Annotated in this window: 13 protein-coding genes; 8 read left to right on the forward strand and 5 right to left on the reverse strand. The window is 69.2% G+C overall.

Annotated elements, in window-relative coordinates:
• Positions 1-296: 296 nt before the first annotated feature.
• A complete protein-coding gene (locus tag OHS57_RS01975; RefSeq protein WP_328580733.1) occupies positions 297-1,061 on the forward strand; it encodes an MBL fold metallo-hydrolase in 765 nt (254 codons plus the stop codon).
• A gap of 95 nt (positions 1,062-1,156) precedes the next feature.
• Here OHS57_RS01975 and OHS57_RS01980 read toward each other — a convergent pair whose 3' ends face one another.
• The 3 genes from OHS57_RS01980 to OHS57_RS01990 form a co-directional block, all read right to left on the reverse strand.
• Entirely contained in the window at positions 1,157-3,055 is a 1,899-nt protein-coding gene (locus OHS57_RS01980; RefSeq protein ID WP_443042827.1) for an acetolactate synthase large subunit, read from the reverse strand.
• A 318-nt stretch (positions 3,056-3,373) separates the two neighbouring features.
• A complete protein-coding gene (locus tag OHS57_RS01985) occupies positions 3,374-4,846 on the reverse strand; it encodes a sensor histidine kinase (RefSeq protein WP_328580735.1) in 1,473 nt (490 codons plus the stop codon).
• Positions 4,833-5,513 carry a response regulator transcription factor gene (locus OHS57_RS01990; RefSeq protein WP_041999438.1) on the reverse strand — a complete coding sequence of 227 codons (681 nt, stop codon included), beginning with the start codon at positions 5,511-5,513 and terminating at the stop codon, positions 4,833-4,835. Before OHS57_RS01990 ends, OHS57_RS01985 begins: the two co-directional genes overlap by 14 nt.
• Positions 5,514-5,640: 127 nt before the next feature.
• Here OHS57_RS01990 and OHS57_RS01995 point away from each other — a divergent pair, with 127 nt between their 5' ends.
• On the forward strand, positions 5,641-7,221 hold the full coding sequence (locus OHS57_RS01995; RefSeq protein ID WP_443042828.1) for a glycosyltransferase family 39 protein: 1,581 nt from the start codon (positions 5,641-5,643) through the stop codon (positions 7,219-7,221).
• 30 nt (positions 7,222-7,251) lie between these two features.
• A complete protein-coding gene (locus tag OHS57_RS02000; protein ID WP_328580737.1) occupies positions 7,252-7,524 on the forward strand; it encodes a hypothetical protein in 273 nt (90 codons plus the stop codon).
• A gap of 270 nt (positions 7,525-7,794) precedes the next feature.
• Here OHS57_RS02000 and OHS57_RS02005 read toward each other — a convergent pair whose 3' ends face one another.
• Positions 7,795-8,793 (reverse strand): hypothetical protein, encoded by a 999-nt coding sequence (locus OHS57_RS02005; RefSeq protein ID WP_328580738.1) that lies wholly within the window; start codon positions 8,791-8,793, stop codon positions 7,795-7,797.
• A gap of 149 nt (positions 8,794-8,942) precedes the next feature.
• Positions 8,943-11,654 carry a family 78 glycoside hydrolase catalytic domain gene (locus tag OHS57_RS02010; RefSeq protein ID WP_328580739.1) on the reverse strand — a complete coding sequence of 904 codons (2,712 nt, stop codon included), beginning with the start codon at positions 11,652-11,654 and terminating at the stop codon, positions 8,943-8,945.
• Positions 11,655-11,893: 239 nt separating this feature from the next.
• Between OHS57_RS02010 and OHS57_RS02015 the strand changes: the two genes are divergently transcribed.
• The 5 genes from OHS57_RS02015 (at position 11,894) to OHS57_RS02035 (ending at position 18,444) form a co-directional block, all read left to right on the forward strand.
• On the forward strand, positions 11,894-15,832 hold the full coding sequence (locus tag OHS57_RS02015) for a glycoside hydrolase family 2 TIM barrel-domain containing protein (protein WP_328580740.1): 3,939 nt from the start codon (positions 11,894-11,896) through the stop codon (positions 15,830-15,832).
• 349 nt (positions 15,833-16,181) lie between these two features.
• Entirely contained in the window at positions 16,182-16,406 is a 225-nt protein-coding gene (locus tag OHS57_RS02020; RefSeq protein WP_041999428.1) for a hypothetical protein, read from the forward strand.
• A gap of 138 nt (positions 16,407-16,544) precedes the next feature.
• Positions 16,545-16,997 (forward strand): VOC family protein, encoded by a 453-nt coding sequence (locus tag OHS57_RS02025; RefSeq protein WP_041999425.1) that lies wholly within the window; start codon positions 16,545-16,547, stop codon positions 16,995-16,997.
• A 141-nt stretch (positions 16,998-17,138) separates the two neighbouring features.
• Positions 17,139-17,621, forward strand: coding sequence for a cupin domain-containing protein (locus OHS57_RS02030; RefSeq protein ID WP_042000742.1), 483 nt, complete (start codon positions 17,139-17,141; stop codon positions 17,619-17,621).
• 46 nt (positions 17,622-17,667) lie between these two features.
• A complete protein-coding gene (locus tag OHS57_RS02035) occupies positions 17,668-18,444 on the forward strand; it encodes a DUF427 domain-containing protein (protein WP_328580741.1) in 777 nt (258 codons plus the stop codon).
• The last annotated feature ends 42 nt before the right edge of the window (positions 18,445-18,486 follow it).

Consider the following 18,486-nt stretch of genomic DNA (forward strand, 5'->3'; position numbering starts at 1 on the left):
CGCGGTCGGGCCGCAGGGTGGATGGTTGCGCAACCATGAGGTGCCGCAACAACGTGGCACGCGGTGACGTTTACGCAAACATTGATTGGCGTGATGCTGACACCGCAGGTCCGTGAGCGTCAAGGGCTGTGCCGCGGTTCCCGTGCGGACGGGCCAACTCGCCCTTTGAACGGCTGATCGGTGGATGATGGCGGCGACACGGCCTTTGTCCTGACATCGCGTCCCCGGGCGCTCAAAGCGATGAGTTTGCGTGCGGAGCGCGGTCTCAGCGCTGTAACCGAACGATGGGAGTAGCGGTGGGCGAGTTGAAGCAGGTGGCCGACGGTGTCTGGGTCCGGCAGAGCGAGTGGGTCTGGAGCAATTCCGTCGTGGTGCGCGGGGAGGACGGGCTGATCCTGATCGATCCCGGCATCAACGGCTCCGAGTTGAGCCGGCTCGCCGACGACGTGGACCGGCTCGGTATTCCGGTGGTCGCCGGGTTCTCCACGCATCCCCACTGGGACCATCTGCTCTGGCACCCCCGGTTCGGCGACGTGCCGCGCTACGCCACCGCCGCGACCAGCCACCTCGCCTCTCAAGCCCGGGAGCGGGCGCGGGCGATGGCGGCGGAGAGCGCGTCCGGCGTCCCTCTGGACCTTGTCGCGCTGGTCACCCCGCTGCCCGAGGACGGCGGACCGGTGCCGGGCGAGGTCATCGAGCATCGGGCGCACGCCGTCGGCCACGCCGCGGTCCTCCTCGCGGACCGTGGCGTCCTGGTCGCCGGCGACATGCTCTCCGACGTCCTGATCCCGCTCCTCGACATGCGCCAGGACGATCAGGTAGGAGCCTACGAGGCAGCGCTCGACCGGCTGGATGAGACCGCCCGGCACGTCGACGTCGTGATCCCCGGCCACGGTTCCGTGGCCGAAGGTCACGAGGTGGCGGCCCGCCTCGCCGCCGACCATGCCTACATCGACGCGCTCCGGCGCGGGGTGGAGCCGGTCGACGCGCGGCTGGGACCGCATGCGGACTGGCTCTCCGGCCCCCACCGGTCGAACCTGGAACAGGCCCGGGGGCGGTAGCGGAGCGGGGGCTCCTGCGGGAGCGGGCGGACCGGGCCGCCAACCGGGAGAAGCTTGGTCCGGTGGCGGCTCGCTGATCCCGATCCGCTATGCCACTAGTCGTCGAATTGGCCGAAGTCGGGGCGCAGGTCGAGTGCGGTCATGATGGCGTCGTTGGAGGCACCGGCCGGGATCATGGGCCAGACCATGGCGTCTTCCTCGACGATGAAGTCGATGACGACGGGCCGGTCAGTGATGGCGTTGGCTGTCTGGATGGCGTCGTCCAGGTCGTCGGCGGTCTCGCAGCGCAGCGCGACGCAGCCCAGAGCTTCGGCGAGTTTGACGAAGTCAGGGGTGCGTGTTCCGGCAGGTGCCGTGTGGGAGCGTTCGCTGTCAGGGGCCGAGTGCAGGGTGGAGGCCGAGTAGCGCTGGTTGTAGAGCATGTTCTGTTGCTGACGGACCATGCCGAGGGCACCGTTGTTGACGACGGCGACCTTGATCGGAATGTTGTTGAGGGCGCAGGTGGCGAGTTCCTGATTGGTCATCTGGAAGCATCCGTCCCCGTCGATGGCCCAGACGGTGCTGTCGGGTTGTGCGACCTTGGCGCCCATGGCGGCGGGGACGGCGTAGCCCATGGTTCCGGCGCCCCCTGAGTTCAGCCAGGTGCCGGGCTCTTCGTGGGGGAGGAATTGCGCGGCCCACATCTGGTGCTGGCCGACTCCCGAGGTGAAGATCGTGTTCGCAGGGGCAAGCTGACCGACGCGCTCGATGACCTGCTGCGGGGAGAGGCTGTTGTCGGCAGGGCGGTCGTAGGCGATCGGATAGGACGCGCGCCAGCGGTCCAGCTCCTGCCACCAAGCGGCGTAGCCGGACTTCGCACCGGCGCCGGCCTGGCCTTCCGCGAGCAGAGGGCGGATGGTGCGGGCCAGATCGTCGATGGCGGTGCGGGCGTCGCTGACGACGGACACGTCGACACGCCGGTTCTTGCCGATCTCGGCGGGGTCGATGTCGACGTGCACGACCTTGGCGTGCGGGGCGAACGTGTCCACCCTGCCGGTGACCCGGTCGTCGAAGCGTGCGCCCAGGGCCACGATCAGGTCGGCTTTCTGCAGTGCGGCGACGGCCGTGACCGATCCGTGCATGCCGGGCATTCCCACGTGCTGGCGGTGACTGCCGGGGAAGGCGCCCAGCGCCATCAGTGTGGTGGTGACGGGGGCACCGGTCAGCTCGGCGAGTTCCCTCAGTTCGGCGGTGGCGCCGGCCTTGAGGACGCCGCCACCGACGTACAGCACCGGACGCTCGGACCGGGTGATCAGCCGCGCTGCTTCCCGGATCTGCTTCCCGTGGGCACGCGACACCGGCGGGGCGTCGGGGGCGAGCGGTGGCACGGCGAACACGGTGTCCGCCTGGAGAGCGTCCTTGGCGATGTCCACCAGGACCGGGCCGGGCCGCCCGGTGGAGGCGAGTTGGAACGCCTCGGAGACGACCCGTGCGATGTCGGCCGGATCGGTCACGAGATAGCTGTGTTTGGTGATCGGCATCGTGATGCCGACGATGTCCGCCTCCTGGAAGGCGTCCGTACCGATGAGCTGGGTGGGCACCTGGCCGGTGATCGCGACCAAGGGCACGGAGTCCATGTAGGCGTCGAGCAGCGGGGTGACCAGGTTGGTGGCGCCCGGCCCGGACGTGACGATGCACACCCCGACCCTGCCGGTGGCCTGCGCGTAGCCGGTCGCGGCATGGCCCGCGCCCTGCTCGTGGCGGACCAGGATGTGTCGCAGGCGCCGGGAGTCCAGCAGAGGATCGTAGGCGGGCAGGATCGCCCCGCCCGGGATCCCGAAAAGGACTTCCGCACCGCATTCTTCCAACGAGCGGATCAGCGACTGCGCGCCCGTGACGCGCTCGCCCGAAGACGCGGTTGACGCGGTGGACGTGGTGTTGGCGGTCTGCTGCGGTGTGTCGCGCAGGTAAGGCTGCGGGAGCCGAGGTTCAAAGGCCTGCTCGGTCATCGGCATTCTCTCTGTTCACTGCGGAGGGCGTAGGGGGACGCGGTACCGGCGCGTGGCTGCCGCGAAACGCTGTGGTCGCGGGCGGCAACAAAAAAACCCCTCGTGCCGGTGGGCGACCGAGGGGAGCGCGTCGGGCGGTGACCGTAGTTCAAAAGGTCCCGGCTTCGGCCGACGCGCTATCCAAGTACGAGAATGCGGGTGCGCATGGTGTGGATCCTCATACCTGCCCGTCTGGGCGTCAAGTTGGCGGGACGCCGATCTCACCATGTGAGCGTCAGCTCGTCGTCCGTGGCCGAGCCCGCGGATGTGAGAGCCAGAGGCGTGTCACTTCCCGGCCGGGCTGGGGACTCGGGGAAGGCGTAGCTCGAAGCAGGCCCCGAGGGTCCGGGGGGTGAGGACGAGGGTACCTCCGTGACGGTGGGCCAGGTCGCGGGCGATGGCGAGGCCCAGACCGGTGCCGCCGTGGTCGCGGGAGCGGGCGTCGTCGAGCCGGACGAAGCGCTCGAAGACGCGCTCGGCGTCTTCGGGGGGTACGCCCGGTCCGTCGTCGTGCACCGTGAGGACCACCGAGTCGTCCTGGTTTCGGATGGTCAGCTGGATGCGGTGTGCGGCGTGACGTGCGGCGTTGTCGATGAGGTTGCGCAGCAGCCGTTCGTATTCGTCGAGGGTTCCGAGTGCGTGGGCGGGGGCGGTGCTGTCGCAGGTGAGGGTCAACGGTCTTTCGGTGAGGGGGTAATGCTCGGTCAGCCGGAAGGCGAGGGCTGTCAGGTCGACGGTTTCGGGGCTGGCTGTGGTGGTGCGGGTGTCGAGGCGGGCGAGGAGCAGCAGGTCTTCGGCGAGTGCTTGGAGGCGGCGGGTCTGTCGTGCGGCGGTGCCGGCCGCTGCGGGCCAGTCGGTGCGTTCCGGGTAGGCGAGCGCGACCTCCAGACTGGCCAGCAGTGTGGTGAGGGGGCTGCGTAGTTCGTGGGCGGCGTCCGCGACGAAGCGGCGTTGCTGGGCGGCGGCGTTGTCGAGGCGTTCGAGGGTGGTGTTGATGGTGGTGGCCAGGGCGGTGATCTCGTGTCCCGTGGCGGGGACGGTGACGCGTTCACGGGGGTCGGTCGCGGTGACCGACGCGGTGAGGACGCGGATGGCTTCGACCGGTCGCAGCGCGATCCGGACGGCGAAGTAGGCGACGGCGCCGATCAGTACGAGGCCGACGAGCCCGGCCCGCAACAGCACGCGATCGGTGACCTCGGTGATTTCCTTGGCTGTGTGCGGGAGCACCACCACATAGACCCGCAGGTTGGCGTCGGCGGCGACGCCCAGAGCGGCTCTTTCTTCGCCGCTGAGTTGTCCGGGCACGATATCGGCGGTCATGACCTGCTGGGTCCCGCCAGGCATATCAAATTTGTCCCTCGGGTTGTAGTTGCGGTTCACAGGTATGCGGACGGTGTCGGGCGGGTACAGCGCGGCCTCCCCGGTCGGCGGGGCGGGCATCACGTGATGGGTGTCCGGATAGGCGTCACGCAGAGCCCCGCCGGAAGCGACAGCGGTGCGTCGGCCGGAGGCGACGACCTCGAACGGCACGGTGTTTATGGAGACGGGAATCACACCCTGTTCCAGCTGCTCGCAGAGAGCCCAGAGCTGGGACCGGGCTTGTTCTTCGGTGATCTGCGTGCCCCTGTGGTAGACGTCGCCGTGTACCCACCAGCCGATGCCGACCAGGATGACGGCGGCGGTCGAGGCGACGGCCAAGGCCGTGCGGGACCGCACCGAACGCGGCCACCAGCGGCGTCGCGGCTCAGTCGCGTTCACGGTCGTCCACCAGTCGGTAACCGATCCCCCGTACGGTCTGCAGGGACTGCCGGTCGAACGCGGCGTCCACCTTCTTGCGGAGGGCGCTGACGCGCGCCTCCACCAGGTTGGGATCCAGGGCTTCGTCCGGCCACGCGTGATAGAGCAAATCCGACTTGGAGACCGCCTGGCCCGCCCGGCGGGCCAGCAGCTCCAGCACGGCGAACTCCCGCGGCGTCAGTACCACCCGGGCCCCGGCCCGGTGGCAGACGCGGCCGGCGACATCCAACGACAGGTCGCCCACGGCAAGGACGGGCGGGGCGACCGTGGCGGCTCGTCTGACCAGAGCCCGCAGCCGTGCGACGAGCACCATGTAGGAGAAGGGTTTGGCCAGGTAGTCGTCGGCCCCCGTGTCCAGCGCCTCTGCCTGGTCCCAGTCCCCGTCCTTGGCGGTGAGTACGAGGATGGGCGTCGCGTTGCCTTCCCGGCGCAACTGGGCGCAGACCTTGTAGCCGTTGAGTCCGGGCAGCATCAAGTCCAGTACGACAAGGGCGTATTCGCCGGTCCTGGCCATCCACAGCCCCTGCCGTCCGTCATGGGCGAGATCGACGCTGTAGCCCTCCGCTGTCAGACCGGTGTGCAGTGTGTGAGCAAGGTCCACCTCGTCTTCGACCACCAGGATGCGCATGCCGAGAGCCTTGCACAACGCCGGGGCGCCTTCCTGACCGGCCGGTCAGGTTGGGTCAGCGTCCGGTCAACGAGGTCCGGGCACGCTGGCGGGATCCTTCGCCGCTGCTGAAAGGCCCTGTCCGCCGATGTCCCTTGCTGAACGTGCCCCTGCCGGGGCCGGGACGGTTTCCCCTCCCGCACCCGCCCGTCGACAACCACCGAGGCGGACCAAGGCCGTTGTCGTCATCGCGCCCTTGTCGCTGGCCCTCGCCCTGGGGCTCTGGGGTGTCCGCAGGAAGAACACCATGTGGGGAGACGAGTCCGTCACCTACCAACTCGCGCACCGCGACCTGTCGCAGATATGGCTTACCACGCAGCATGTCGATCTGGTCCATGCCCTCCATTACGCCGTGATGCATGAGATCTTCGGTCTCTTCGGCGGCGGGCTGCTGACGTTGCGGCTGCCGTCCGTACTGGCAATGGCCGCGGCGGCGGGCGGAGTCGGGCTGCTGGGGCTACGCCTGGCGGGACCCCGCGCCGGACTGCTGGCCGGTCTGGTTTTCCCGCTCCTCCCCCAGGTACAGAAGTACGCGCAGGAGGGGCGCTCCTACGCCGTGGTCTGCGCCCTGGTCACCTGGGCCACGTACGCGCTCGTCGTCAGCGTCCCGCAGCGCGCCCGATGGCGGTGGGCGGTCTACGGCTCCACCATGCTGTTGGCTTGCCTGTTCCACGAGTTCGCGGTTCTCGCCCTGGTGGCACACGGCGTCACACTGGTCGTCTCGCGTGTTCCACGACCGGTGCTGAGGGCGTGGAGTGTGACTGCCGCGGGCGTGGTGGCCGGGCTGTTGCCGCTGGCGATCCGTAGTGCGGGACAGTCGGGGCAGCTGTCCTGGATCGAGGCACCGGTGCGGCTTCCCGGTTTCCTGGCCGTGGCGGCCATGGGCGTGGTGTGTGCCCTGGCGCCCGTGCGGATGAGGGGGCCCGTGCGGCTTTCCGCGCTGGCTGTGCCGATCGTTGTGCTTCCGTGCCTTCTGCTACTGACCGCCTCGCTGGTCAAGCCCCTTTTCGTCGACCGGTATGTGCTCTACAGCAACATCGGCATCGCCTTGCTGCTGGGCGCCGGCATGGATTACGTCCACCGGCTGCGGCGGTCTTCCCGCAACGCGTGGATCGCGCCGGTCGCCGCACTTTCCGCGGTCGCCGTACTGACCGCGCTCGTCCCGACGAGCCTTGCGCTGAGGACGCCCCGGAGCCGGAGCAACGACGTCACCGCCATCGGCGCCACCGTACGCAAGGAAGGCCGTCCCGGCGACGGGCTGCTCTATCTCTCGGCCCAGTACCGGGCCTGGACCGCGGCCAACCCCGAGGACACCCGTCTCCTGACGGATCTGGCCCTGGCACGGGACCCCGTTTCGTCGAACACACTTGGGGGTGTCGAGCTTCCCGCCCAAGCCATAGCGGCACGCATGCTGGACTTCGACCGAATCGTCGCGGTCCGCGCCCCGGCCGGCGCGCACTCACCGACCGACCCGCAGGAGCAAGCGAAAACAAGCACCTTGCGGCGCCACTTCCGCCCGTACGGAACAACCCGAGTCAACGGGGCGCGAGTCACCGTCTATGTCCGGGCCCATGATCCGTCACCGCGGCTGGACGACGAGGTGATCACGGCTGGTGCCGACGCGGCCGGCAGCACCGGCGTCACGCTGCCTCGACCTGGAAGCCGGTGACGCTCCCGCCAGCGGCGGATAATGCAGTCCATGTTGATGCTTGCGGAACAGAGCGGACCTGGCCCCGGTCCGTTCCTGCTGATCTGGGGAGTGTTCGCACTCGTAGGCGGAGGAGCACTCGCGACCAAGAAGGTGTCTGCGCGCTTCCGTTCCTTTGTCGTCGAAGGACTTGCGCAAAAGGCAGAGCAGCAGGCCAGGGCGCGATCCGTGCGCCCGGGTCTCCTCCGTGCCCTGGGCGGTTTCTTCGCAGTGAGCGGCATGATCGCGCTGCCGCTGTCCATCGCCATGATGGCCCGAAGCTGAGGCCCTTGGTGGTGCCCCAGGAGGATGCGTCTCCGAGCGAGCTACGAAAGCCCCGCCGCCCATCAGGGCACCGTGGCCGGCGACGGGACCCTGCAGATCCTGGGCAAGTGCGTCGACGCCACCGGCAACGACGGTCCGGGGGGCCGGCGCCCCCGGCAGCCCGCGCGTACACGTGTGGGGCCCGCCCCGACCGGGGCGGGCCGGGCTGCCGGGGGCTCGCTGGATGGCGGGTCAGGTCAGGTCAGTGTGACGGTGGCTCTGCCGGCCGGATCAGCGGCCGGCGGCGGGACCGCCGCGGCCGCGTTGGACCGGACCGGAGTTCCCGTATCCGCCCCTACGCGTGACCCCTCCACTGTTGTCGTACGAGGTCCCGCTGGACTCCGCATGCGAATCGCCGTGACCGGGGTCCTGGTTGCCGCCTCCCTGGTTGCTGTGCGTGTTGCTGTAGACGACGTTGGCGGGGTTGACGGGGTAGGCCTGCGGCGTCGGGTACGAGAAGTTCGGTGCTGCGTCTTGCTGCTGCCCGTACGTGTTGTGGCCGGTAGGAGCGGGCAGCGTGCTGCTGGCGGGCATCGTGGTCAGTGGTGTGCTGAAGGGGAGGCTCGACTCTTCGGCCTGCCGCTGCGTCGTCGTGGCCCCCGTCGCAAGCGCACCGGTGGCTGTGCCGACGTTGTGCAACCCCTGGTACAGCAGAGCCTGGTTCGCCTCGGTGTTGGGGAGGTAGCTGAGGCCGGCACCGACCGCCGTGCCGGTCTGGATACCCGCCGCGACGGTCCTCAACCAGTCTGCCGCACTGCCGGACTGCACCGCCGACCCTCCGTACCGCACCATGCGCCTGACTGCCGCACCCGCTTCCAGCGTCACGCCGGCGGTGGTGAGTACCGCCCCCAGGACGGGATAGTTCCGCTGAGCCAGCCTGCCCGTCCCCTGGACGATGTGCGGACCGACGATCTCGGCGAAGTCCTTGATTCCTTGTTGGTTCTCCTGCACCCACTGCGTGCCTTGCTTCCATGTTTCTACGGCCCAGTTACCGTCCTCCCCCTGGGTGGCCGCGTGATAGCTTCCCTCCCCCCGCAGGTCGACCCACCTCAGAGCGGTGTCCGGACGCGGATCACGGGTGGGAGCGCGGCTCTCCAGGGTGTCGAGGGTTTGGATGTCCCGTCGGGTTTCCTGGTTCTGCTCCATGAAGTCCCTCAGACCTTGGATGCCAAGGTAGCTGTCGACGGAACTGGTGGAGTCGTCACTGCCCGATCCTGTGCCTTCTTGCATCTTGCGGTCCTTTCGCGGAACACGAGGCTTACTTGCAAGAAGCACAACGGAACCAGAACTTGGACGGTTCAGTGGACCTTGGGACAAATCGGCCTGAGGACTGCGTCCCCGGGTCGGCGCATGAGGTGTCGGTGATCCTCCGCCCTTCCTCAGCCCGCCGTGAACGCCCAGCTGCCGGAGCCCACTTGGAAGGAGACGGACCGCTCCGTGCTGTGGACCCGCCGGGCTCCGGCCGGTGTTCGGACCGGGTCCCCCTCGGCGAGAAGCGGGACCCGGACCACCGCGCGGCTGTTGGCGGGGACAACGACCGTCAGTCGCAGCCCCGTTCCCGTCCGGCGCCATGTGCTGGCGACCCGGCCCCGCACGGTGTCCTGCGTGGCCGAGACATGGTCGAGGCCGGCGGGCACGACCGGTGCGACGGTGATGTCGCGGTATCCCGGACCGGTGGGCCGGATTCCCGCGAGCACGGTGTAGAGGGAGGAGTTGATGCCCGCGAACATGGCGTGGTCGTGCGTCTCCATCGACGAGCTGTACAGCCACTGCTCCCAGCTCGTGGTGGCGCCGTGGGCCAGTTCGAAGCCGAAGCCGGGGTACGTCCGCTGGTTCAGCATCGTCATCGCGAGGTCGGCACGGCCGATACGGGCCAGCGCGTCGACCAGGTAGCGCGTGCCGAAGATGCCGGTGTCCAGGTGGCTGTCGTCGTGGTCGACGACGGTGCGTACGAGCTGGTCGCCGACCGCCCGTACGCGGTTCTCCGGCACGAGACCGAGAGCCAGCGGCAGGATGCTCGTCACCTGGCGCCCGCTGCCGTAGGTGTCGCCGGCGGCGTTCAGGAAGTGGGTGTTGAACGCGTCCTTGATGTCGGCGGCCAGGGAGGTGAAGTGCCGGGCGTCCGTCGCGAAGCCGAGCGCGTCGGCCGCCTGCGCGGTGGCGCGGGCCTGGTCGTAGGAGAGTGCGGTGTTGACGAGAGACACCTCGCTGAAGCACTCGCCCGCGTCGGGTCCGCCCATGCCGTCGTTGGCTTCCGGCCTGTGGTCGGGCGGGCACCAGTCCCCGAAGCCCTTGTCGTCGGGCCAGATCAGTCCGGGGGCTTCGGCGGCGTTGCGGTCCACGAACCGCTTCATGTCCGGGTACGCGCTCTCCAGGGCGTCGCGGTCGCCGTAGTTCTCGTACAGCGTCCAGGCGAGGGAGACCTGGCCGCCCGCCATGTCGGGGTACTGCGACTTGACGTCGTCGGAGGGCAGCGCGGTTCCCGGTGGCATGTCCTTGAGGTAGTTGGCGTAGAAGGCGTCCATGCCGAACTCCCGGGTGGACGCGTCCCGGTAGGCCTGTACGTCCATCGCGGGAGGGGTGCGTTCGTCCCGTACCGGGGTGTCCGTGGGTGTGCTCATCGAGTTGTTCAGAATGCTCCAGCGGTTGTTGCGCCAGACGCTGTTGAGCAGATCGCTGGAGGAGTCGAACGATCCGGTGGACTCGACATCCGCGTGCACGACGCGGGCCCGTACGTCGTCGGCGCGCGGGGTGCCCGGGTATCCGGTGACCTCCAGGTAGCGGAAGCCGTGGTAGGTGAAGCGGGGTTCGTACGTCTCGCGCCCCGCGCTGCCTGCCAGCGTGAACGTGTCGGTGGCCGCGGCGTCGCGGTTGGTGGCCGTGTCCAGCGTGCCGTCGTCCTTGAGCTCCTCGGCGGTGCGCATCGTGATGCGCGTGCCGGCCGCGCCATGGGCGCCTATCCGGGCCCAGCCGGCGATGTTCTGCCCGAAGTCGTAGAGGTAGGTGCCGGGCTGGGGCTGGGTGACCTTGACCGGTACGAGGGTGTCCGTCACCCGGACCGGCGGCATGGTGTTGGCGTGCAGGTCCCCCTTGGGGGCGTCGGCCGCCGCCGCTTCCTTCCAGGCGTGGTCGTCGAAGTCCGGCTTGTCCCAGCCGGGTTGCTCCTTGCGTGCGTCGTAGGACTCGCCGTCGTACAGGTCGTCCGCGGTGATCGGCCCGTCCGACCACCGCCAGGACGGATCGGTGGTGACCGTGGCGTGCGTGCCGTCGGTGTACGTGATGTCCAGCATCATGATGGCCTGCCGCGGGCCCAACCAGCGGAAGCCGTAGGGGTTGTAGCCCTCTCCGTAGCCGTGGCCGAGCCACAGGCCCACGGTGTTGTCGCCCCGGTGCAGCGCCTTGGTGACGTCATAGGTGTCGTACAGCACCCGGCGGTCGTAGGGCGTGGCGCCCGGGGCGAGGACGTGGTCGCCCACCTTGGCGCCGTTCAGGTGCAGTTCGTCGACGCCCAGACCCGAAACGTAGGCCCGAGCCTGCGCCACCGGCTTTCCCAGGGTGAAGTCCTTGCGCAGCAGCGGGGCGCCGGCGTCGGGGTCGGACGCGCCGATCCACCGGGCTCCGCGCCAGTCGGCGGCCGAGGCGAGGGCCGTCTCCCAGTACGAAGGAGCGCTCCAGGCCGAGGAGTTGCCGCGCGTGTCCCAGACGCGGACCTGCCAGTAGTAGCGCTTGCCGGGCGCGAGCGGGCGACCGCCGTAGGGCACGCCGACGGATTCGGCTGACGGTTGCCGTCCGCTGTCCCAGACGTTCGCGGCGCCGTGGTCCAGTTTTTCCGCGGATGACGCTACGCGGACCTGGTAGGCGCTCTGTTCCGTGTCGCGCTCGTCCGAGCCCAGCTGCCAGCCGAGTCTCGGACGCGCGGTCTCGACGCCGAGGGGGCGCGTCCTGCCGTCGGCGGAGACTCCGGTGACGCGCAGCCCCGTGTGCGCCGAGGCGGGGGACGCTCCGGTGAAGAGTGCCGAGGCGAGCAGCGCGATCGCACAGAGGGGGGCGGCCACGGCGGCGGTGAGGGACGGTGTGCTGGGTCGGAGCACGATGCGGGCCCTTCGCGAGGCATCGCCCGCAGCTCCGCCACGGCGATGGATGGAACGTTTCAACGTCCGCCAGTTATAGCAAGCCGACCGAAGCTCCAGAACCCCCTGAACCAAAAAACAACAGAATCTGACGTCGTCATTGTGGGGATTGTGTTCATTCTCTAGGGTGGGCGCGGCCCGTCAGGTGTTCTCCGCCCCCCACCCGTTGCATATCTCGGCACACGAGGAAGGCCCCCGCCATGGCGCTCTCGCACCCGAACCCCTCCCCGAACCCGAGTCCGCACTCCCCCCGCGGTTACGTGAGCCGCCGTCGCCTGCTCGAAGCGAGCGCCGCCGTCCTCGGCGGGCTCGCCCTGTCCGGCGCGCTGCCCGGCGCCGGCCGGGCGTTCGCCGCCGGAGCCACCGGCACCGCCGCCGGCGTCCAGGCCTCCGGCGACGAGTGGAACGGGCACATCGACGTCGTCCGGCTCGGCACCGAGCCGCCGCACACCACGCTCATGCCGTACGCGAACCTCAAGCAGGCTCTGGCCGCCGACCGCACCTCGTCCCCGTGGCGTCAAAGTCTCGACGGCGACTGGAAGTTCGCCTATGTGGACCGGCCCGCGGACAAGGACGAGGACTTCTACCGCACCGACCTCGACGACTCCGACTGGGAGACCACCCCGGTCCCGTCGGCCTGGCAGCTGCACGGCCACGACTACCCGATCTACATCAACATCACCTACCCGTGGTGGGGGCCGAACGGTCTCGGCGAGGACGCGCAGCCGCCGGCGGCGCCGACCCGCTACAACCCCGTCGGCCAGTACCGGCGCTCCTTCACCGTGTCGAAGGGCTGGGCGGACCGCCGTACGTTCCTGCACTTCGAGGGCGTCAAGGCCGCCCACTACGTATGGATCAACGGCCAGTTGGCGGGCTACCACGAGGACTCGTACACACCCGCCGAGTACGACATCACCCCGTACCTGAAGGACGGCACCAACCAGATCGCCGTCGAGGTCTACCGCTACTCCGACGGCGACTGGCTCCAGGACCAGGACATGATCCGCCTCAGCGGCATCTTCCGGTCGGTGTACCTGTACTCGACGCCCGGGGTCCACATCCGGGACTTCAAGCTCGACACCCCGCTCGGGGGCGGCTACACCAGCGCCGAACTGTCCGTCACCGCGCACGTACGAGACTACGCGGGCGGCGCCGCCGGGGCGGCCTACACGGTGGAGACGCAGCTGTACGACGCCGACGGGCACGCCGTGTGGGGGCGTCCACTGACCCAGCGGGCCGCGCCGGGCGCCGACGAGGCGACCGTCACGGGCGCCAGGTCCGTACCCTCACCGCGCCTGTGGTCCGCCGAGGATCCGTACCTGTACACCGCCGTCCTGCGACTGCGCGACCCCGCAGGCAAGATCGTGGAGACGCTTTCGCATCGGATCGGTCTGCGCGAGTTCGCGCTCACCGACGGGCTGATGCGGATCAACGGGCAGCCGATCACCTTCCGCGGCACGAACCGTCACGAGATGCACCCGGTCCGCGGCTCGGCTCTCAGCCGCGCCGACCTGGTCGACGACATCACGCTCATCAAGCGGCTGAACATCAACTCGGTCCGCACCTCGCACTATCCCAACAACCCCCTCTGGCTGGAACTGGCCGACGAGTACGGTCTCTATCTCGTCGGTGAGGCCAATCTTGAGACGCACGGCGTCAACGGCCAGTACCCCGGCAGCCACGCCGACTGGACGACCGCGTGCGTGGACCGCGCCCAGAACATGGTCCACCGCGACAAGAACCACGCGAGCGTCGTCATCTGGTCGCTGGGCAACGAGGCAGGCTCCGGCTCCTCCTTCCGCGCCATGCACGAGTGGATCCACTCGTACGACCCGACGCGCGTCATCCAGTACGAGGGCGACAACTCCCCCGGCACCAGCGACATCCGGTCCAAGATGTACGAGTCGCCGAGCAGGATCGAGGAGCGGGCGAAGGACACCTCCGACACCCGGCCCTACGTGATGATCGAGTACGCCCACTCGATGGGGAACTCGACCGGCAACTTCAAGGAGTACTGGGACGTCATCCGCCGTTACGACGTCCTGCAGGGCGGCTGGATCTGGGACTTCGTCGACCAGGCCCTGACCTGGCCGACGCCGGCGCGCACGCTGCTTACGGAGACCGGACCCGCCGGGCTGACGGGTGAAGTCATCAACCCCTCGGGGTCGTTCGACCCCGAGCACGGCGTGAGCGGCGCGACCGTCTTCGCGCGCGACCAGCGGCTCGACGACCTCACCGGCTCGCTCACGCTCGAAGCCTGGATGACCCCGCACGTACGCGGGTTCCACCAGCCGATCCTGGCGAAGGGCGACACCCAGTACGCGCTGAAGCAGTCAGACAACGGCCTGGAGTTCTACATCTACGCGGGCGGCCAGTGGATCGCGGCCAACTGGACCACCCCGGACGACGGCTGGACGGACAAGGAACACCACGTCGCGGGTGTCTACGACGCGGACGCGGGGACACTGACCCTGTACGTGGACGGCGCGGCCAAGGCCACCAAGACAAGCGCCCAGGGGCCCAGCAGCAACACCGCCTCGCTCTCGCTCGCCGGTGAAGTGGAGAACCCGACACGGGAGTTCAGCGGCACGATCCGGGCGGCCCGGGTGTACGCCCGCGCCCTCAAGGCCGCCGAACTCGCCGACGAGAAGCGCGGCCCCGGCGACGACGACGTGCGGTTCTGGTTCGACGCGAAGACAGCGCGGCACGAAGCGAAGAAGGCCCGGACGAAGACCTTCTTCGCCTACGGAGGCGACTGGGGCGACAACCCCAACGACGGTGCGTTCAGCGGCGACGGCATCGTCCTGCCCGACCGGGGACACACCGGCAAGGCGGCCGAGGTCAAACGGATCTACCAGCCGATCACCGCGACCCGCGCGGAGGGCGCCGCGCCCGGCGAGATCACCCTCACCAACGACAACCTGTTCACCAACCTCCGCGCGTACAACGGAATGTGGGAGCTGTCACGCGACGGCGAGACGGTACGGCGCGGCAAGCTCAGCCGCTCCCAGCTCGATGTGGCACCGATGACCGGCAAACGCATCACACTGCCCGTCGAACTGCCGCGCGACCCCGCCCCCGGGACCGAGTACTTCCTCCAGCTGTCCTTCACCACGAAGGAGCGCACACGGTGGGCCGACGAAGGCTTCGAGGTGGCCCGGATCCAGCTGCCCCTCGACGCGGACAGCCCTGAGATCAAGCCGGTGCCGCTGGCGCAGGTGCCGAAGCTGACCCACCGGAGCAGCGACTCCGACGTCACCGTCACCGGACGCGACTTCAAGGTCGTCTTCGACACGTCGACCGGACTCGTCACCTCGTACGAGGCGGCCGGCACGAAGCTCCTCACCTCAGGCCCCGTCCCCAACTTCTGGCGCGCCCCCACCGACAACGACCGGGGCAGCGGTCAGCACACCCGCAACCAGACCTGGCGGGACGCGGGCGCGCGGCGCGAGGTCACCGGCGTGACCGTGCGCGAGCTGAACGGGCGCGCGGTCGAGATCACGGTCAAGGGCACGCTGCCGACCACCACCGCGTCGGCGTACACCACGATCTGCACCGTCTTCGGCAACGGCGAGATCAAGGTCGACAACACCCTGAGCCCCGGCGCGTCCACCCTCCCGTACATCCCCGAGATCGGCACGATCCTGCGTCTGCCGGCGGCCCTGGAGCAGCTCCACTACTACGGACGCGGCCCCGAGGAGAACCACTGGGACCGCAACGACGCCACCGATGTGGGGCGTTGGTCCGGGACCGTCACCGAGCAGTGGTCTCCGTACCTGCGCCCGCAGGAGAACGGGAACAAGACCGACGTGCGCTGGGCGGCGCTCACCGACCGGCACGGGCGCGGTCTGCTCGTCAGCGGCGACGGTCTCCTGGAGATCAACGCCTCGCACTTCACCCCGGAAGACCTGTCCGTGGGCGCACGTCACGACTATCAACTCACCCCCCGTGCCGAGGTGGTCCTGCGGGTCAACCACCGGCAGATGGGCATCGGCGGCGACGACAGCTGGGGCGCACAGACCCACGACGCCTACAAGTTGCTCGCCGACCGGGACTACACGTACACGTACCGGCTGCGTCCGCTCACGGACGTGCGGCAGGCGACGAGCCTGTCACGCCGGCCGACGGCCGTGGAGTAGCCCCTGGGTGAGGCGGCCCGACTCCCCCGCGTACGCCTTCGCCGCCGCGAGCGAACTCGACGGGCACAGGCACGGGCAGCGCGGAGTCGGGCACGCTCTCCTGGACGGGCGGGACCATGGCGACGGCAGCGTATGGGTCGAGCCGGGGCGCGTTCCCGGTCGGCGCGGCGGACGTCGTCAGCCGCCGCGCGGTCTCGGCGGGCGGTCAGGTCCGGGTGGTACGAGCGCACCAGGGCCGCCGCCCCCGCGGCGACGCAGCGGCCTCGGAAGAACCGCGTGCCCGCGCGCCCGAGGTACGGCTGCTGCCCCCGCCTGCTGGCCGGCTCCGAGCTGCCGGAGCCGGCTGGTCGTGGCCCGTTCGGCGTCCGGCGCCGGACGCGGTCTCCAGGAAGCCCTGCTGCGCCGCCTCCAGGAGGTCAACTCCCCCGCCCTACTGCTGTCCTGTCCGCCCCCCGAGGGCTATCTGTTCGGCAACATCACGCCCCGGATCCTGCCGCGCGGCCGCGCCATGCGCATCTCCTGCAGGACCACGACCCTGGTGCGGACGGCGAAGGTCGGGGGGACGGGCGCCTGAGGGGCCATGTGGTGGACGCGCCGACGGGGTTGCGAGGGCCCAGTTGGCGCGTCAGCCGTCCCCCGGTCGTGTGTCACACGAGCGGCACTTGCCCGGTCATCACGGACGGAGGATCCGGACGAGCGAGGATGACGCACTATGACGACACACAGTAACCTGCCCGCCCCTGAACAGGGCCTGCTGATCACTCACTTCCTGACCGTTCGCGACGTGGAGACGTCACGGCGCTTCTACGCCGACATCTTCGGCGGCGAGGTCGTGATGGACGAGAACCCGGCGATGGTGAAGGTCGCCAACAGCTGGATCATCATGAACCCGGGCGGTGGCCCCACACCCGACAAGCCCGACGTCACACTGGAGGCGCCGCAGGACACACAACGGGTGTCGAGCTTCCTCAACGTGCGCGTCGCCGACATCGCCTCCTTCTACGCCGAGGCCGTCGCCAAGGGCGCCCACTTCCTCACGGAGCCGCTTGACCGCGTCGCCGAGCTGCGCTGCTACCTCCGTGACCCGGACGGTTACCTCATCGAGGTGGGCCAGTCCACCGGCCTCCTCCACGGCCAGCTGGCCGACCCCCCGGCCGGTTCCTGACTGACCCCCGGCGGGGGGTGAGCCGCGTCCCGGCCGGTGGTGTGTGCCGGCCGGGACGCGCGGCGCGTCACAGATGAGGGGCGTGCCTGGTCTTACCTGTGAAGAAGAGAAGACAGACCGACACGGGCAAGGGTGGTACTCATGTCATATCCGAAGCAGGTGTACTACGGCGACGGCGGAGAAGTCAGCGCCAAGTTCCGCTCCGCGGACACACCGCCGGACCTCGGCACGGCCGAGGAGGGCGGCTACTACTACCTGGCGACCACAGCCACCACCCGAGGTGAGTTCGGGCTCTACCGCGTGGTGATGGGTGCGCGGTCGGGCGGTCCGAAAACCCACTACCACAAGACCATCTCGGAATCGTTCTACGTTCTCGACGGCACCCTCCGGCTCTACGACGGCACGCAGTGGATCGAGGGGAAGAAGGGCGACTTCCTGCACGTCCCGCAGGGCGGGCTGCACGCGTTCCGCAACGACTCCGACTCCCTGACCGAAATGCTGCTGCTCTTCACACCGGGCGCGCCCCGCGAGGAGTACTTCGAAGGTCTCGCGCAGCTGGCCGACGCCACCGACCAGGAGCGGGCCGAGTTCTTCGTGAAGCACGACTCCTACTTCGTGGAGTGACCGCGGTCCCGGCGGGAGAACCGACGACTGAGCCAAGGAGCCACCGATGACGGAAGAAAGTGTGCTGCGTCCGAGCCTGATCGCCCCGATCGGGCATGTCGAACCGGTGCCCCGGCGTATCCGGGGGACGATCGGCGGCCGGGTCGCCTTCGACACCCGACGCGCCCTGTACGTGTGGGAGTGGCGCGCCTATCCCCAGTGGAGCATCCCCGTCGAGGACATGGCCGAAGGAGTGCTCGTCGACGAGGGGCACACCGAGGACCGTGGCGTCGCCTCCGCGCGGCGACACGGTCTGCGTGTCGGGTCCGAGGTGCGTGCGGGCGCCGCGTGGGTCTGGGCGGACGACGCCCCTGAGCCGCTGCGCGGCACCGTGCGCTTCGAGTGGGACGCGCTCGACGCGTGGTTCGAGGAGGACGAGCCGGTCTTCGTCCATCCGAGGAGCCCCTACTCCCGTATCGACACCAGGCGTTCCTCCAGCAGCGTCCGCGTGGAGATCGACGGGGTCGTGCTCGCCGACGCGCCGCACTGCGTGAAGCTGTACGAGACCGGCCTGCCGACCCGGTACTACCTCGACCGCGGGTACGTCGACCTGTCGAAGCTGCGCCTTTCCGACACGGTGACGGGCTGCGCGTACAAGGGGATGACGAGCAGCTACTGGTCGTTCGTGAACGACGGTGCCACTCACGAGGACATCGCCTGGGCGTACGACTACCCCACGAACCAGGCCACCGGTGTCGCGGGCATGGTGACGTTCTACAACGAACGCGTCGACCTGTATGTCGACGGGACGCTGCTGCCGCGGACATCCGGCGCGGCCAAGTGAACGCGCCTTACTGGCATCGGCGTTGCAGACATTGAGATTCAC

This window comes from Streptomyces sp. NBC_00370, from assembly GCF_036084755.1.
Taxonomy (GTDB): domain Bacteria; phylum Actinomycetota; class Actinomycetes; order Streptomycetales; family Streptomycetaceae; genus Streptomyces.

Bases quoted from the DNA above. Each gene is read 5' to 3' on its own strand.
- OHS57_RS01980 (WP_443042827.1), bottom strand. From the start codon at position 3,055: ATGCCGATGACCGAGCAGGCCTTTGAACCTCGGCTCCCGCAGCCTTAC.
- OHS57_RS01990 (WP_041999438.1), bottom strand. From the start codon at position 5,513: ATGCGCATCCTGGTGGTCGAAGACGAGGTGGACCTTGCTCACACACTG.
- OHS57_RS01995 (WP_443042828.1), top strand. From the start codon at position 5,641: ATGTCCCTTGCTGAACGTGCCCCTGCCGGGGCCGGGACGGTTTCCCCT.
- OHS57_RS02000 (WP_328580737.1), top strand. From the start codon at position 7,252: ATGTTGATGCTTGCGGAACAGAGCGGACCTGGCCCCGGTCCGTTCCTG.
- OHS57_RS02005 (WP_328580738.1), bottom strand. From the start codon at position 8,793: ATGCAAGAAGGCACAGGATCGGGCAGTGACGACTCCACCAGTTCCGTC.
- OHS57_RS02015 (WP_328580740.1), top strand. From the start codon at position 11,894: ATGGCGCTCTCGCACCCGAACCCCTCCCCGAACCCGAGTCCGCACTCC.
- OHS57_RS02025 (WP_041999425.1), top strand. From the start codon at position 16,545: ATGACGACACACAGTAACCTGCCCGCCCCTGAACAGGGCCTGCTGATC.
- OHS57_RS02030 (WP_042000742.1), top strand. From the start codon at position 17,139: ATGTCATATCCGAAGCAGGTGTACTACGGCGACGGCGGAGAAGTCAGC.
- OHS57_RS02035 (WP_328580741.1), top strand. From the start codon at position 17,668: ATGACGGAAGAAAGTGTGCTGCGTCCGAGCCTGATCGCCCCGATCGGG.